The organism is Enterococcus sp. BWT-B8 (assembly GCF_020567625.1).
Taxonomy (GTDB): Bacteria; Bacillota; Bacilli; order Lactobacillales; family Enterococcaceae; genus Enterococcus_L.
In genome coordinates this window covers 97,275-114,083 of the sequence record NZ_JAJDJV010000013.1, presented here as the reverse complement: position 1 = coordinate 114,083, position 16,809 = coordinate 97,275, and the positions used below count along the sequence as shown (strand labels likewise).

Annotated in this window: 12 protein-coding genes; 2 read left to right on the top strand and 10 right to left on the bottom strand. The window is 37.9% G+C overall.

Features of this window, described 5'->3' with window-relative positions; genetic code table 11:
• The 3 genes from LI951_RS12425 to LI951_RS12415 all read right to left on the bottom strand — a co-directional run.
• A partial coding sequence (locus LI951_RS12425; RefSeq protein ID WP_229442385.1) for a tyrosine-type recombinase/integrase occupies positions 1-662 on the bottom strand: 662 nt, incomplete at its 3' end.
• 1,469 nt (positions 663-2,131) lie between these two features.
• Positions 2,132-2,434: a hypothetical protein gene (locus LI951_RS12420; RefSeq protein WP_229442384.1), complete on the bottom strand. Its 303-nt coding sequence runs from the start codon at positions 2,432-2,434 to the stop codon at positions 2,132-2,134.
• A gap of 414 nt (positions 2,435-2,848) precedes the next feature.
• Positions 2,849-3,310, bottom strand: coding sequence for a phage tail protein (locus tag LI951_RS12415; protein ID WP_229442383.1), 462 nt, complete (start codon positions 3,308-3,310; stop codon positions 2,849-2,851).
• Positions 3,311-3,531: 221 nt separating this feature from the next.
• Here LI951_RS12415 and LI951_RS12410 point away from each other — a divergent pair, with 221 nt between their 5' ends.
• Positions 3,532-3,963 (top strand): hypothetical protein, encoded by a 432-nt coding sequence (locus LI951_RS12410; protein WP_229442382.1) that lies wholly within the window; start codon positions 3,532-3,534, stop codon positions 3,961-3,963.
• A 114-nt stretch (positions 3,964-4,077) separates the two neighbouring features.
• Here LI951_RS12410 and LI951_RS12405 read toward each other — a convergent pair whose 3' ends face one another.
• The 7 genes from LI951_RS12405 to glgB form a co-directional block, all read right to left on the bottom strand.
• Positions 4,078-4,341: a hypothetical protein gene (locus LI951_RS12405; protein WP_229442381.1), complete on the bottom strand. Its 264-nt coding sequence runs from the start codon at positions 4,339-4,341 to the stop codon at positions 4,078-4,080.
• Between the two features lie 430 nt (positions 4,342-4,771).
• On the bottom strand, positions 4,772-6,604 hold the full coding sequence (locus tag LI951_RS12400) for a glycoside hydrolase family 13 protein (RefSeq protein ID WP_229442380.1): 1,833 nt from the start codon (positions 6,602-6,604) through the stop codon (positions 4,772-4,774).
• Between the two features lie 11 nt (positions 6,605-6,615).
• On the bottom strand, positions 6,616-9,030 hold the full coding sequence (locus LI951_RS12395; protein ID WP_420705937.1) for a glycogen/starch/alpha-glucan phosphorylase: 2,415 nt from the start codon (positions 9,028-9,030) through the stop codon (positions 6,616-6,618).
• 164 nt (positions 9,031-9,194) lie between these two features.
• Positions 9,195-10,628, bottom strand: a complete 1,434-nt coding sequence (gene glgA / locus LI951_RS12390; protein ID WP_229442378.1) for a glycogen synthase GlgA — start codon at positions 10,626-10,628, stop codon at positions 9,195-9,197.
• Positions 10,629-11,786, bottom strand: a complete 1,158-nt coding sequence (glgD, locus tag LI951_RS12385; RefSeq protein WP_202067660.1) for a glucose-1-phosphate adenylyltransferase subunit GlgD — start codon at positions 11,784-11,786, stop codon at positions 10,629-10,631.
• The gene (locus LI951_RS12380) at positions 11,776-12,918 is read right to left on the bottom strand and encodes a glucose-1-phosphate adenylyltransferase (protein WP_202067659.1); all 1,143 of its coding nucleotides are present in this window, start codon (positions 12,916-12,918) and stop codon (positions 11,776-11,778) included. Before LI951_RS12380 ends, glgD begins: the two co-directional genes overlap by 11 nt.
• Before the next feature lie 231 nt (positions 12,919-13,149).
• On the bottom strand, positions 13,150-15,069 hold the full coding sequence (gene glgB / locus LI951_RS12375) for a 1,4-alpha-glucan branching protein GlgB (RefSeq protein WP_229442377.1): 1,920 nt from the start codon (positions 15,067-15,069) through the stop codon (positions 13,150-13,152).
• Between the two features lie 667 nt (positions 15,070-15,736).
• Here glgB and LI951_RS12370 point away from each other — a divergent pair.
• Positions 15,737-16,759 carry a LacI family DNA-binding transcriptional regulator gene (locus LI951_RS12370; RefSeq protein WP_229442376.1) on the top strand — a complete coding sequence of 341 codons (1,023 nt, stop codon included), beginning with the start codon at positions 15,737-15,739 and terminating at the stop codon, positions 16,757-16,759.
• Positions 16,760-16,809: the final 50 nt, after the last annotated feature.

Here is a 16,809-nt window from a genome sequence, read left to right as displayed (position 1 = left end):
ATTTCTCTTGTAAAATCAATATCCTCCCACCTTAACCCGCTTATCTCTCCAATCCTCATCCCGGTTGCCAGACTGATGATTACAGCTGAATAATAGGTATTTCTAAAGGCGGCTTCTTCAAGTATCTTTTGTTCTTCTACAGACAAGGACCGAATACCCTTTCTTTTAATAGAAGGAAGTACAATATTTTTATAAGGATATTTATTTAGATGTCCGTTAACAGCTGCATAGTTCAAACTGTTCTTTAAGATAGTCAAAATAGTTTTAACCATATTAATGGAGTAGCCCTGGGACAGTAAAAATTCAATAAGTGCCATAACATCGGTTCTTTCCAGTTGGTTCAATTTTTTTCTGCCCAGAAAAGGAATAATATGATTTCTAATTTTTGATTCATAACTCGACCAGGTTGAAGGCTTTACTCTATTTTTAACCACTTTATGAAGCCAGTAAGTGAACCATTCAGAAGTAGTTCCTGAATAAATAGTTTTATTACTGTCAATAAATTCCGATTGATATTTAATTAATTTTTCTTTTACTTCACTGTATCGTTTACCATAGATATACCCATATATGAGACGATTTTCTTTATTTCTTGATTTTTTATACCTGCCTTCCCATCGTCCATCTTTTCTTTTATAAATATTTTCGCCTTTTCTTGACAAGCTCCTTCACTCCTAATATTGACTGATTTTTTGACGGCTCAAAAAGTATTGGAAAAGTACAACCACAATAAAAATATATTATGAAAACAAAAAAGATTCTCATTTTTTTCATGTTTTATCAAAAAAAATGAAAAAAATTGATTGATTTTAAGATTTACTATGACTAAAATTTAGAGTATAGTTAAATTTATAAAAATCACATTTATTTTTCAAAAGATATATATTTTTATTCTATTTTTTATTTCTTGGAAGAACTAGATACAAGAATATTTATCAATTAACTTTTTAATTAATTGACTGATAGTGCTATTTATTTTTTTAAATTAAAACTGGTATAAGTTCTCTAAAAAACTGAACTTACATCGGTTTTTTAGTTGTGTCTTCCTGAAAATAAGATAAGTATTTCACCAGAATACAGTTGAAAAATACTGGTTATATCATCTTATCATTCCTATTTTTTTACTGTTCGTAATTGTCTCCTTTCCTATTTAATCAGATTAAATATTCTTCACTTTTTTGCCGAATTTTCATTTTTAATTAAAAAAAACCTCCTTGATTTCTGATTTTTCCCCTACTAAAGTGTAAGCGTAACTCAAATTTTTTTCTAGTTTTTATCCATCAATTCTATTAAAAATTTCTTTTTTAGTAAATTTAGGTTTATTGTCAAATGATGTTGATGAAAAGAATTCCATAAAATAATATCGAATCTATAAGGAAAAATCCTTCCCTAGATTTTTTTTTCGGTTGAAATAACAGTATACCAAAACAAAGGTTGGTTCTTAGATTGAAATCATGCTCGCTTCTATTGTATACTAACTAAAATCTATTTTTTCAAGTATTGTATCTTATTCATCCTGCTCTTTAAAATTTTCTGTCGTATAACTTTTTACAGTTTCTTTCTCAATACTTTTTTCTATCACCTGAGAGATAGTCCCAAGCACACCAGTGTACTGGCCTCCATAATTATTTTGGTTTTCATATTAAATTTCTCCTCTTTTTTAGTATTTTTTTGATTGAAATCAGCCTGCTTTATGAACGAAGTTTTCTTTTTTGTCTCCTCTGACACTAAATCAAAAAATTGGCTTCTTCCCGAAAATTTCTGTATCAACCTCTATTGAACAGAAGCAACTTCAGCAGTTTCAGCCATATACTTACTTAACATTCTAATAATGTTCTTTTCTCTATATTTTTTGTATACATTTAGGATTTATCCATATTTTTTCATCTACTAATATTCTTTCTGTAATTATTCAAATTATTTTTGTATTATTCATAATAATCTCCTCTTTTTTTAGCAGGCCGACCGTCAGCCGTTTTAATTTTTAAACTCAACGAATACCCCAGCTGAATTTAAAAATTAACGTAAGTCTTTCGATAGCTTCTGCTTTGCTTGTTTTTACTTCATTAACTCCCTTGATACAAAAAATGATGTTAATGAACAATAGTAAGCATCTCCTTACGTCATTCCTTCATACAATAAATACTGCGTGCCTCAAAAAAACTGAATGGCTTTCAATGGATACGGATATGTTAAATTCCTTGTTTTCATTGCCTTCTTCAATGACTTCAGCAAAAATAGTTGCCTCCAACATCCACTGTTTCAGCAATACATTTTCTACTTTGAGAGACTGCTCCAGCATCTCAATTTTCTGCTCATCACTTCCTGACGACTGTGTGATCAGAAACTGAACGATTTTATTCAATACACTTAACTCGCTGCTTTCCTGTACAGTCATTTTTACAATATCCATATCTTTCTCAATGATTCTCATGATTACTGCATCCATTATTTCTTCTTTTGATTTAAAATACCCCTTTGACAATTCCGATGACTTTTAAAATATTATTGATGGTTATTTCATTATAACCTTTTTATACAAAAAGCACTTACTAAGTGCTAAAAATTTCATTTTTTCGCACGTTATGATCTTACTAAACTAACATTAACTGCCGCCCTTCCCTTCATCATCTGACGACCGACGGCCTGTCTGTTTATATTTATCTAGTACCTTCAACCTGCTTCTTCATCAACACTTCTTCTCAATTATTTTTCAAAGTAAGTTTTCAGAACTATTAAACTGCTGAAAAAACACCGATAATCTTCAATTTGGAACTAAAAAAAATAGAGACCTATTTTCTCAAGTCTCCATTATTATAAATAACTGATTTTGTTCTACAGCTCTTCCTTAATATTTTCCTTTAATAACAAAGTAAGAACCACGAATCTCACCTGCAAGTTTTGATTTCTGTCGAGCAAATTTGAACTTTCCTTCCAATTCTGCTGGAACTGTAATTCCTTCTGATAATTTAAAACCAACTGCCCGTTTTCCTGTATCATCTGTTGCATACATTACATTCACTTCCAACCCATTTTCATAGAAGACATAGGCAAATTTTGTTCCTTCCGCTTCAAAATGTGCCACTTCCAAAGGTTTATAGGGAAAATGAATCTCCCGTTCTTCCAAAATTTTTTCAATCCATTTTAATGTTTCCGGGTCTTCTTCTGCAGGAACAGTGGTAAATTCAATCTTGTATTTATTCCATAGATAGCGTGCTTCATTTGCTCGCAAGCCGGCCAATGCTTCTGCAGCCGGCGAACTTTCAAGCCCAGTGGCGGCAACTTCTTTGAACTCTACTTTATAAGCCATCTCAATTCCTCTTTTCTATTTATTTCTACTGCTATTATAAAACTGTCCAGGCTTCTCACCAAACATTCTGCTCAAGATATTTTTATTAAGAAAAAAAAGAAATTTTTCATACAAATACTTATTCCTCACTACATTCACATTACTTTTCCTGAGTAACATGGTGTAATTGAGCCTTTTATGCTATGCTTTTTTAGTAAAAAATTTTTTTAAAGGAGAAAATGATGAAAACAAAAAAAATCAAAGCTGGTGCATTAGTTGGTGTTCTTATTGCTGCTGTTGTAAGTATTATCAGTGTCTTTTTGCCGTTGTATTCCTATGGTTCCATGAGTTATTCTTCCTATATTACTGATAGTGGTGGAGAGATTGGCAGAATAGTCATTGCAGGCGTAGGAATTGCAGGGGGATTGGCTCTAATAACAATCCTTACCAAGAAAAACTGGTTGTCCAAGATCACTGGAGTTATCAGCATTCTTGTAGCACTTGGAGCTGCAGGAATGAATGCAGTGATTATGTTTGGTATCAATAAGCTGAGCTATGCAGCCTCAACAGGTATTTATGTCCTCTTTGCAGGAGCTGCACTTCTGTTTATTACAGGAATTATGTCGCTTTCTTCAAAAAAATTAACGAATAAAATAAGCCGGAATAGAATGTGATTTCTATCCGGTCTTTCTTTATCCCCTGTTTACTTCAGTATCTTTCTTAAAACCATAGTCATTAAGTTAATTACTTTAAAGATAGCTTCCTCTATTCTATCAGGGTCTGTGACATTAAGTATGTCTGAGGAATGTCAACAATTTTTTGACAGTTTCTATAAATAATTGAGGCACATCCGTTTGTTCTGTTACGGTTGCCATTGACAATGAGCCTTCTAAGGTATGTGTTTTCGTCTTGTCGCCTGAGCCTAGAAACGGCACAGACGATTCCCTCCGAATAACATCCCCCAACTCATTGTCAATGGTTCGCTTCGCCAACGAACCACCGTAGATCGTGTTTTTTAACGCTCTATTTTCCACAGAAAAATTGTCAAACAAAGTGTAGCCTATTCACTGAGTCCCCTAAAACCGAATAAACGGCGTTACAAAGCCCCTCCATACTTCGAGGATCGAAACGAAGTCCTTCAATTCTTAGTGGCTTTGCCATTTAGAAATTGATGAGATCGAAACGAAGTCCTTCAATTCTTAATGGCTCTGCCGTTTAGAAATTGATGAGATCGAAACGAAGTGTAGTGTAGTGTAGTGTAGTGTAGTGTAGTGAGACTCGCAGATACAAGACTTTTCCGTAGTAGAAAGTCAGTTAGCAGAATTGCCGGTCTCACTGTTGCAGGAACATCTAATAGGATGGTATGCGAACCGACAATCTTATGAATTAGTACTAATTCATTCCTGTATTAAAAGCTTGCTTCTGCGCTTCTTCGAATACTCGTCACATGGAGAAGCTTTATCACAACTTCTTGCTTTTAATTTAACTCAACTCTTTCACTACAAAATAATCGCCCCATTCAGAGATCACTGCATCTGCCAGCATCTCCTCCAGAATAGCCGTTGAAATCGGTGGCTTCCGGGTAAAGATCAGCTCTTCGGCAGAAGCAGTCTGATTCTGCGCATTGACAAGATAAAGAGCAAATTGAGACTGTTCACTGTAACGCAAAACCCCCAAGAGACCATTTGAATAAAACGGATAAAACTCTCCATAAACCAGCGCTTCCGTTGCTTTACGTTTCTGTGTCCATTCCTGATAACAGGTATAAGCATCTGGATCAATAGCATCCCAAGGGAAAAATTTACGGTTCTCTGGATCTTTTCCGCCAGTCACTCCAGCTTCATCCCCATAGTAGATCGTGGGAACTCCTGGTAAAACAAACATTAATCCGACTGCCAAAGTCAGTTTGGAAAAATGATTGTCCAGCAAGGTCGCAATCCTTTCACTGTCGTGTGTGCCAATGTTATTCAAGTTATTGGCAAAAATATCTGCAGGATAATTTTCCTGAAGGACAGTCAGCTTTTCTGCTGCCTCTTGTGCTGAATGCTTTCCTAAAAGAAGGCTCAGAATAATATCACGAAACGGGTAGTTCATCACACCATGAAGGCTGTTTCCGAAGATATACTGACGCCGATGTCCATAAGATATCTTATTGGATGCATCCTCCCAAACTTCACCAAGCAATACCTTTTCCGGATACCGATTCACCGCCTGTCTAATCCCTTCTATAAAGAAATCCGGCAATTCATCTGCTACATCCAAACGCCAGCCATCCACTCCCATAGCTGTCCACTTTTCAAGTACACTCTCTTTTTCTCCATAAATAAACTGTTGAAAATTGGAATTCTCCTTATCCGCTTCCGGCAAATCCCTCACATCCCACCATGATTTATAATCTTCCGGATAGTCAGAAAATTTGAACCATTGCCGATATCTGCTTTTTGGATTACGATAAGCTCCCACTCCTTCACCATAGCGGCCATCATAATTAAAGTAGCGGCTGTTTCTTCCTACATGACTGAAAACCCCATCCAAAATAAGCTGCATATCGTTCTCATGAAGACAGTCAAGTAAATGCAGAAAGGTTTTCTCATCTCCCAGCATTCCATCAATCGCCAGATAATCACCGGTATCATATCGATGATTGCTTGCGGATTCAAATATAGGATTCAAATAGAGTGCAGTGACACCCAGCTCTTTCAAATAAGGAATTTTTTCTATGATTCCCTGCAAATTGCCGCCATAAAAATCCCAGCGTATGATCTCTCCTTCTGCATCTTTGATATACATCGGTTCATCTTTCCAAGTGCCGTAAATGAATGTATTCTTTTTAGGCTGAGAGATTTCTTTGTGAGGATTACCATTATAAAACCTGTCAGGAAAAATTTGATATACGATTCCCTTTCGATACCAGTCTGGTGCCGGGTCTGCCTTCTCATAGCAAGTCAGCTGATAAGGATGCAGATTTCCTGAATCATAAGTCAGGACGCCTTCTCCGCCTTTTCCCTGATCTGATCCGCAGTATATAGTTTTCACGTCTTGATCTGATTCCTTTTTTATGATTTCAAAATAGTAGAAGTAAAGTCCTGCTCCCTGCTCTAAAGTATAGGTGCAAATATAATGATGATGCTCTTCTGGAGACATGTTGATTTTTTCAAATCCTCGTTCTCCACCCTCTTTGCGCACCACCAGCAAAACCTGTTCAACGATTGATTCCTGAACAGCAATTGAAAAAGTTACTGCTGCTCCTTTTTCAATTGCTCCGAAAGGCTGCTTATATTCTTCCAGCCAGGAATTAAAATAAATTGCCGTCATTACTGTCTCCCTTATTGTCCAGATTCATTTCCCGCTTTTCTTATCGGTTCAATCTGCCAAATATCCTCTGCATAGCGCTGCACGGTATAGTCCGAAGAAAAATGCCCGGCATGTGCTGTATTAATCAAACTGACTTTCTGCCAGCGAGGTTTGTCCCGATAAAGAGTTTCAATCGATTTCTGTGCATCCACATAAGACTGAAAATCACGTAAAACGAAGTATTCATCATTGTATCGAATCAGAGAATCGAAGATTTCCTGTCCTTCCACTTTTATATTTGGAATCGTTCCATCTATAAATGCATTTAATATGCGTTGAATAACCGGGTCGTTTTCATAAATTTTCAATGCTGAATAGTCCTGTGTCTCATAGTAACGGTACACTTCCTCTTCAGTTAAGCCAAAAATTGCTATATTATCATCCCCAACGATGTCTCGAATCTCAATATTGGCACCGTCAAGTGTTGCAATCGTTACTGCCCCGTCCAGCATCAGTTTCATATTGCTGGTCCCGGATGCTTCTTTGGAAGCCAGCGATATCTGTTCACTCACATCAGCTGCCGGAATAATCAGTTCTGCCAGAGAAACATTGTAATTTTCCAAAAAGACCACTTTTAATTTTCCCTGTATTATTTCATCGTTGTTAATCAGGCAGGCTGCTTCATTGATACACTTAATAATGTGTTTCGCATACGTATAGCTGGGTGCTGCTTTTGCACCAAAAATAAAGACTCGTGGGTAAATATCCGCTTCTGGATTGTCCTTCAGTTCAAAATACAACTTTAGAATATGCAGCAAATTTAATAACTGACGCTTATATGCATGGAGACGCTTAATCTGAACATCAAAAATTGCATCTGCCGAAACCTCAATTCCCGTTGTTTGCATAATATAATTCGCCAGTCGTACTTTATTCGTATGCTTAGTATCTGCCAACTTCTGCAAGACTTTCGGATCATCTTTATAATTCATCAGTAAATGCAGATCGTTGGCTTCTTTACGCCATGAAGTTCCGATCGTCTGATCCAGCACATTTGCCAAGGGTTCATTCGCCAGCTGCAGCCAGCGTCTTTGAGCAATGCCATTTGTTTTATTGTTAAATCGTTCCGGATATAGCAAATAGAAGTCATGCAGTACGACCCCTTTCAGCAAGTCCGAATGAAGCTTCGCCACTCCATTTGTACTGTGACTGCCGATAATTGCCAAATGTGCCATATGTACATGGCCGTCTTTAATGATCCTTGTCCGTTCAACCAGCTCAGAATCAACTAACAGTGTCATTTCCTCCACAAATCGACGATCAATTTCTTCAATAATCTGATACAGTCTCGGTACAACTTCCTTCAACATCGATATCGGCCATTTTTCCAAAGCTTCCGCCATAATTGTATGATTTGTATAGCTCATCGTTTTGACTGTGACATTCCAGGCCTTTTCCCAGCTTAATTCTTCTTCATCAACCAGAATACGCATCATTTCCGCTACACACAGTGCCGGATGGGTGTCATTGATATGGATAGACACATAATTTGGCAGATCAAGCATGGCAACTCCAGTTTTTTTCTGCGAAAGAATGATACTTTGAATCCCTGCTGAAACAAAAAAGTATTCCTGAACTAAACGCATCAGACGTCCTTCATAATTGGAATCATCTGGATAAAGGACAGAGGTCAAATCCCGAAAATCCCGGCGTTCTTCAATACTCTGATATCTGTTCTCTTCAGATTCAGGAATTTCCGCTGACCAAAGTCTCAAGGTATTAACTATATTGTTATGATAACCCAACATTCCAGTATCGTATGGAACGGCTCTCAGAACCTGCTGGTTTTCATAGACCGGTTTCAGTTTCCCATCCTCATCCTCTTTTAAATAAACATGCCCGCCATAATTTACATTAACAGCCTTGCTGGCTTTACGGACTTCCCAGGCATTACCTTCACGAAGCCATTCATCCGGCAGCTCTACTTGATTACCATCAACAAATTTTTGTTTAAACAAGCCATAATCGTAACGGATACCATTCCCATTTCCCGGTAATCCGCAAGAAGCAATGGAGTCCATAAAACAGGAAGCCAAACGTCCCAGTCCGCCATTTCCCAACGCCATATCCTTCTCCACTTTGCAAAGCTCTTCCAGATCAATACTCATTTCCTTTAAGCTGTCACGAACAGTATCCAGCAGCCCCATGTTCAGTAAATTGCTTTTCAGCATTTTACCTGGTAGAAACTCTATCGAAAAATAGTAGGCCTGCTTACATTGCGAAGCACGTACTTCCTTTCGTGTATCCTTCCAGGCATTTGAATAGTATGCTTGAATCACTGATCCCAACGAGGCGAACAATTCATCGTTGGAGGACTCCTCAACCTCATTGGCAAATTTTTCCCGTACGCGTCGCTTAAAATCTTTTTTAAACTGTTCTTTTGTAATGTTCATTAGTCACTTACTCCCTTGATTATTTGTAAAACAAGAGGTCGGGACAACCGAATTGCTGTCTCAACCTCTGTTATCATTTAACGCCAAAGTTGATTGTAACAATACTTCTTTTAAGTATACCCCGTTTTCTAGAACAAGTACGAACAACTATTTAATTCTTAACGTTCTGTTAACAGTTGATAGAGCCCTATATATTCTTTAGCAGGAGAATCCCAACTGAAATCTTTTGCCATAGCTGTTTGAATCAGCTGCTGCCAGACTTCCGGTTCCTCTCTGTAAACAGCTGCTGCCATTCGAATCGTTTCCATCAGATAAACAGAACGAAACTCAGAAAAACCGAAGCCGGTTCCTTCTTTTGTTATTGGGTTGTAAGGAATCACGCTATCCTTCAACCCGCCAATTTCATGAACTACAGGTAGTGTTCCATATCTCATGGAGATCATTTGCGAAAGTCCGCAAGGTTCAAACGCAGAAGGCATCAAAAATAAATCTGCTCCAGCATAGAACAGCTGAGCCAGCTTGACATCAAAAGAAATACTGACAGCACATTTTTCTGGAAAACGATGAACGAACGCTTTAAAGCCTTGTTCAAATTCGGCTTCTCCTGTTCCTAAAACAACCAGCTGCACATCATCCTGCATCATATATTCCATCTCATCCATCAGCAGCTGAAAGCCTTTTTGGTGTGTCAGACGACTGACAATCGCCATCAACGGAACATCCCGAATCGGCAATCCCATTTTCTGTTGGAGAGCTGCTTTATTTGTTGCTTTTCCTGTTAAATCTTCTTTTGAAAAATTGGCAGGGATTAACGGGTCTGTCTCTGGATCATTGATCTCATAGTTAATTCCATTTAGAATGCCGCTTAATTTATCTTTTGCCATCCGCAGTACACCATCAAGTCCTGAGCCAAATTCCGGTGTCTGAATTTCTTCGGCATAAGAAGGACTAACCGTATTAACCCGTCCAGCATACAAGATTCCTGTTTTGAGAAAATTGATATTATCGTCAAAACGAACAGTTCCGTCATAGTAACGCTCTTTTCCCATTCCAAAGAGGTCCGACAAAATATTTTCACCAAAAACACCCTGAAATTCAATATTATGAATCGTCAGGACTGTTTCAATCGCTTGGTAGGCCTGAATCCAATAATACTTTTCTCTGATGAGAAACGGAATCATCGCTGTGTGGTAATCATTTACATGAATGATATCTGGAATAAAATCAATTTTCTCCATCATCTCAATCACAGCAAGCTGGAAATAGGCAAACCGTTCTCCATCATCATAATAACCGTACAATCTGTCACGATCAAAATAATACTGATTGTCAATAAAATAATAGGTGAGTCCATCAAGTACCATTTTTTTTATACCGCAATACTGGCGGCGCCAGCCGACATTCACATAAAAGTAAAAAACATCTTCACAGAGCTCCTGATATTTCGTCGGCATTTGCTTATAATAAGGCAAAACAATACGTATATCCGCCCCTTTATCCTTCAATTGTTTCGGCAGCGCTCCAGCAACATCACCCAGTCCGCCGGTTTTGAAAAATGGTGCACATTCAGCTGCAGTAAATAAAACTTTCATTCAGATCTCTCCTTCAGACACATTCACATTTGCGGTGACATGTTCTCCTTTTCGGATCACTACCGGCTTCTCCGGCGTTCCTATAATCTGCACACCGGGATCAACAATAACATTTTTATCAAGTATAGCATATTCAATTTGGGCATTAGAGGCGATTTTGGCGCTCCCGTTGATAATGGAATGCTTCACTGAGGCACCTTTGTCAATTCTGCTTCGGCGGGAAACCAGCGAATGCTCCACCGTTCCCTGAATCACACAGCCAGTCGCAAACTGACTGCTGTTCACCTTAGAATTTTCAGAGTAATAGGTTGGCACTTCATTTTTCAGTTTGGTATAGATTTTTTGATTCGTATACATTAAAGCGTTAAACTTAGCCGGCTCAAGCATATCCATGTTGGCTTTATAATAAGACTGCAGACTGTGAATATTTTTTAGATAGCCGGTATATTTATAGACTGAATTTTTTACAGCACCAAGCTGACTTTTCAGAAAATCTACCAGATTTGGCGATACACCATGTTTCTGAGCTTCTTCCAGTGACTGGATCAGCCAAGCCGTTTGAACAATAAACGCATCCATACTAAGATTTCCAGTCTCAGTTTCAGAGCTGCAATCCTTCAATGTATGACAGCTGCTGACTTGTCCGTTTTCATCAATATCCAGTAACGTGTCTTTCGAGCAGACACTTTCCTTATTCACTCGTTTATAGACAAGTGTCATTGTATTTTGCTGAGCCTGATGGATTTTCAATATCGCTCTAAGATCCAGATTGCAGAGCATTCGGCTGCTCATAATCACTGTGTACTCAGATTCAGATTTATTCAGATAATCAATTACTGAGCTGAAGTAAGGCTTTCCTTCGTTCTTTCTTTTAATAAAGTCCTGATAAAAGTAAGTGAAAAAGCGATTCTTCAACGAAGCCAAATTCCATTCTTTTCCACCACCAATGTGGTCAAATACAGACTGGGTTTCTCCATCATTAAAAATCATAAATAGGCTGTCGATATTAGCATTTACCACACTAGACAGCTGGAAATCAATCAGTCGGTACTTACAGTCAAACGGAAGCATGGCCAGTGGCCGTTTTTCAATCAACGGCATTAAATTGTCAAATCGTTCCACATTTCCAATAATTGCGCACATTCTATTAGTCTTCATCGCTTTTCACCCCAATTACTTCAGAATACCCTACTACAACAATTTCTTCTTCATCATAAACTACAGCATTATCACCAATTACAGCGTCTTCACCGATAATCGCATTTTTGATGGTCACATTCTCACCTATTTTTGCACCAGGCATAACAATACTTTTTTCTATTGTCGTTCCTTCCTTCACCTGAACATCCGTCGAAAGAATACTGTCCTTGATTTCTCCGGCAACATAACAGCCGTCTACAATCAGAGAATTTTTCACAGAAGCTGTCTCCGTTAAAAAGTGCGGCGGCGAACTGGTATTTTTAGAGAATATTTTCCAGGTCCGATCTCGAATATTCAGCTCATTTTCAGGATCAATAAATTCCATATTTGCTTCCCATAGTGAATCAATTGTCCCCACATCTTTCCAATAACCGCTGAAACGATGGGCATAAACATTGTCCCCGGCATCCAGATAAGCAGGAATAACATTTTTTCCGAAGTCCAGCATTTGGCTGTCTTTTGAATAGCTGTTGGTCAACAATTCTTTTAAACGGGCCCAGTTAAAAATGTAAATACCCATTGAAGCCAGATTGCTTTTAGGCTCCTCCGGTTTTTCTTCAAATTCTATAATTCGATCATTCTCATCAGTATTCATGATCCCAAAGCGGGAAGCTTCTTTAATCGGTACCTCAATCACCGCAACAGTCAGAGAAGCATTATGTTTCTTGTGTTCTTCCAGCATTGCTTCATAATTCATTTTATAAATATGGTCTCCGGAGAGCACCAGTACATATTGAGGACTCATTTGGCTGATATAGGCAACATTTTGATAAATCGCATGAGCTGTTCCCTGAAACCATTTTTCTCCATCTGAGCTTGAGTATGGCTGTAAAATTGTCAATCCGGAGTTGATGCCATCCAATCCCCAGCTGGCTCCGTTACCTATGTGACTATTTAAAGCCAGAGGTTGATATTGAGTTACCACAGCAACATCAGTAATCCCCGAGTTGACACAATTACTTAAGGTAAAGTCAATAATGCGATATCTGCCTCCAAATGGTACAGCAGGCTTTGCGATATTTTTGGTTAATTTCCCTAATCTTGTTCCTTGTCCTCCGGCTAAGATCATTGCTAGCATTTCATTATTCATCTTTTTTACAGGTCACTGGGCGAATCTGAAACCTACAGCTGAAATCTGAATTTTTCAAATACGTCCTAGATCCCCTTTGCCTCCTTTCATCCTCAAAAATTCTATGCATCATAAGATATTCCAGTGCTGATAAAAGTTTTGTCTTCACCTGAACTAAGCAGGATTTTGCTGAACAGACCAATAACGAGCACTTTTAAATCCTTTTTATAATTTTCAGACTACCCCTAGCTATTACCTTTTTTTCCGTGTATTGATATCCTTTGGCTTTAAAATGATGGCGCCGAGTGCAGGAACAATCGTTCTGATCTGATACCCTAGCTGCTTAAAGGACTCTGCATAGGTTTCAGCAGGCGCATTAGATTGGGTCCAGGTCCCGCCGAATTCCTTCATTTCAGTATTCAGAACCTCCTCATAGATTCCTTCATAAGGAACACCAATCGGAAAATCCTGCCGTTCAACCGGTGTCATATTCAACACAATAATTAAAAAATCCTTTTTAGCCTTTCCTTTACGGATATAGCTCAAAATTGTTTCCTGGCTGTTATCTGCATCAATAATCTCGATGGTGTCATAGCTGTGATCCAGCTCCCACAGTGCCCGATTTTCCTTATAAAATTGATTCAAATATTTGGTAAACTGCTGCATTTTGGCATTCATTTCATCAGTAAGATCGCGCCACTCAAGTCCTTCATCATACTTCCATTCCAGAAACTGCCCCCACTCACTGCCCATGAACAATAATTTCTTCCCAGGATGCGTCATCAGATACACATAAAGATTTCTAAGCTGCGAAAACTGTTTATAACGATCTCCCCACATTTTATGCATCAAACTCTTCTTCCCATGAACGACTTCATCATGAGACAGCGGTAAAATAAAGTTTTCATCCATCATGTACATAAAAGAAAAGGTCAGTAAATTGAAGTGATCCTTTCTAAATACTGGATTCATTTCGTAGAATCGCAGCGTGTCATTCATCCACCCCATGTTCCATTTGTAGTCAAAGCCCAGCGCGCCGGTTTCAATCAGTCCGGTAACCTGCGTCTCCGAAGAGCTCTCTTCAGCTATCATTATCGTTTCAGGATAGGCCAGTTTGATGACTGCGTTCATTTTCTGCAGAAAATAATACCCTTCCAGATTTCGATTACCACCCTCATGATTCAGCGTCCAAGGTCCTTCATCATAGTCTCTATACAACATGTTTGAAACAGCATCTACTCTGATACCATCCAAGTGATACATTTCCAGCCAAAACAACGCACTTGAAATTAAAAAGCTTTGCACCTGAGGTTTCCCTAAATCGAAATTCAGAGAGCCCCAGCGGATATTTTTAGCACGGTCAGGATCTTCGTATTCAAACTGCGGAGTTCCATCATAATAAGGCAACGTATCATCATTGATACAAAAATGTCCCGGTACCCAATCCACAAGAACACCAATATTATTCAAATGACAGGTCTCTACAAATTCCTGAAACTCTTCCGGTGTTCCATAATAAGAGCTTAAAGCAAAATAGCCAATCAGCTGATAGCCCCAGGACATGCCTAAAGGGTGCTCCATCAATGGCATGAATTCAATATGGGTATAGCCCATCTCTTTAACATAAGGGATCAGTTCTTCTGTCAGCTGACTAAAGCTGTAAGGAGTACCATCTTCGTTCTGCTTCCATGAACTCGCATGAACTTCATAGATATTCATCGGGCGTTTAAAATAGTCCGATCGTTTCTTTCTGCCCAGCCATAATCCGTCCTTCCACTTTCTCTCAAGAATAGTGTGGATCACTGCTGCATCATTGGGACGCTTTTCAAAATGTACTGCAAACGGATCAATCTTGTAGATTTCCCTTCCTCCTGCCTGTCGAACCTTATATTTATAATAATCCCCTTCCGACGGCAATTCAGTAAACAGCTCCCAGACGCCATATGTTTCCAATTTATTCATAGCCAAAGAATCTGTCCATCCATTAAAATCGCCAACCAGCCAAATCTGTTCAGCATTTGGAGCCCAGACTCGAAAAACATATCCATCCAAACCGTTTTTTGTCTCTCTGTGAAAACCAAAATAATGATGACTATAGAAATTTTCACCTGAAAGAAATCGTTGAAGCTGATCTTTTTCCGGTGTATTCCCTGACTGACTTGTTTCGTCCATTCTCAACCTCCTCTGCTGAAATTATTTTTTGGGAACTGCTCTCTGTTTCAGGACTATTTGGGGAGTCCTTATAATCAAATTTTCATTTTTGTTCCACTTAAGTATAAAAGAAATGGAACAAAATAAAAAATATATACACTCCACACTTTATTTTAACATAAAAACGCTTTCATTCATTAGTATACTTATGCTTTCATTGAAAAGTGTTTTAGTTCTTTTTTCTCAAAAAACAGCTCTGGTTATAAATGTTTTTGTTGTATTTTGTAATAAAAAAAACAACCGATCAAAACAATGACAATACTATAACAAAGTAAAAAATTAGAATTCAATAATATATTTTACTGTTTGCTAACAAAATGACAATAATTAGTTTCTATGACTTGAAAAATGCAGCTAATATTTTTATCTTGTTATTAAATCATCAAACAATAAAATTAAGGTCAATAACTGAGTCGATTCATTATTCAGAGCTAAATTCATTTATGATAAAATCTAAGCGATATTATCTTCTAACTTACTTCCTTCTATTTTAAATCTGTATATTTTGTTAAAACAGATGATTCATCTTCTTCACTCATTCAATTTTTACTTAAATTGGTAAATTTATTGTTTTATAACCTGTTGTTCAGGTATAGTATTCTTAAGATATTATTGTGGGAGGCAGGCTATGGTTACAATAAAGGATGTTGCAAAAGAATCCGGTTATTCACAAGCGACTATTTCCAGATTATTTAAAGGTGATGAAACATTAGCCATTACCAGTAAAGCAAAAAATAAAATTATTGCAACTGCACTGGCACTGGGTTATGACCGTTCAAAAATAAAGACGACTCTTCATAAAATTGCTGTACTGTTTTGGTTGTCTGAAACGAAAATGATGGAGGATATTTATTTCAACTATTTGAAGGAGGAATTATTCTCATACAGCAAGGCAGCCAACATGGCACTTGAATTTGTCTCAAAAAGTGATGGGATCGAAGCGATCCCACAGGATGTTACAGGATTTATTGCGATTGGACCGATTACGAAAAAAGAATTGCTTGCTCTTCATAAAAAAGGATACAAGGGAGTTGTCAGAGGAATTAATCCACTGCCGAAATTTTTTGATACCGTAGAGTCAGATATCCAGTCGATGACCCGTGAAGCCATTGATTACTTTCTTGAAGCAGGGCTGACCAAAATAGGCTTTATCGGCGGAGCATTCCAGAATCCCGATACAATGATTGATGAGATGGACAGCCGTGAATATGTATTCAGAGAGTATCTGACACAGAAAGGGCTGTTCAATGAGGACTATGTGTTCAGCGGAGGTGAGTTTTCTGTTGAGCAAGGCTACGAACTTGCAAAACAGATGGCTGATAACCTGAGTTCTGACTTGCCTGAAGCCTGCTTTGTTGCTTCTGATACGATTGCTGTCGGTGTTTTACAGGGATTTCATGAAAAAGGAATCTTGCTGCCTGAGCAGATAGCCATTATCAGTATCAATGATTACGAAATTGCCAAATACGTTTCACCACCTTTGACAACATTCCATATAAATGTGAAGGAAATGGCTAAAACAACAATTGATCAGCTTTCAGATCAGCTGGTTTATCCCCGCACTATCACAAAAAAAGTTTTGCTTGATGCTGAATTGACTGTTCGTAAAAGTTTCATTCCGATTGAAACAAATAAAAATCTGGTAGAATAAAAAAATAATCCTGACTTTCAAATGTGAATGTAAACATCTGAAAGCCTGGA

What these genes read in the sequence shown, in the direction of transcription:
- LI951_RS12420 (WP_229442384.1), bottom strand. Translation starts at nt 2,434, where the DNA reads ATGAGAATCATTGAGAAAGATATGGATATTGTAAAAATGACTGTACAG.
- LI951_RS12370 (WP_229442376.1), top strand. Translation starts at nt 15,737, where the DNA reads ATGGTTACAATAAAGGATGTTGCAAAAGAATCCGGTTATTCACAAGCG.
- glgD (WP_202067660.1), bottom strand. Translation starts at nt 11,786, where the DNA reads ATGAAGACTAATAGAATGTGCGCAATTATTGGAAATGTGGAACGATTT.
- LI951_RS12415 (WP_229442383.1), bottom strand. Translation starts at nt 3,310, where the DNA reads ATGGCTTATAAAGTAGAGTTCAAAGAAGTTGCCGCCACTGGGCTTGAA.
- glgA (WP_229442378.1), bottom strand. Translation starts at nt 10,628, where the DNA reads ATGAAAGTTTTATTTACTGCAGCTGAATGTGCACCATTTTTCAAAACC.
- glgB (WP_229442377.1), bottom strand. Translation starts at nt 15,069, where the DNA reads ATGGACGAAACAAGTCAGTCAGGGAATACACCGGAAAAAGATCAGCTT.
- LI951_RS12380 (WP_202067659.1), bottom strand. Translation starts at nt 12,918, where the DNA reads ATGAATAATGAAATGCTAGCAATGATCTTAGCCGGAGGACAAGGAACA.
- LI951_RS12410 (WP_229442382.1), top strand. Translation starts at nt 3,532, where the DNA reads ATGAAAACAAAAAAAATCAAAGCTGGTGCATTAGTTGGTGTTCTTATT.
- LI951_RS12400 (WP_229442380.1), bottom strand. Translation starts at nt 6,604, where the DNA reads ATGACGGCAATTTATTTTAATTCCTGGCTGGAAGAATATAAGCAGCCT.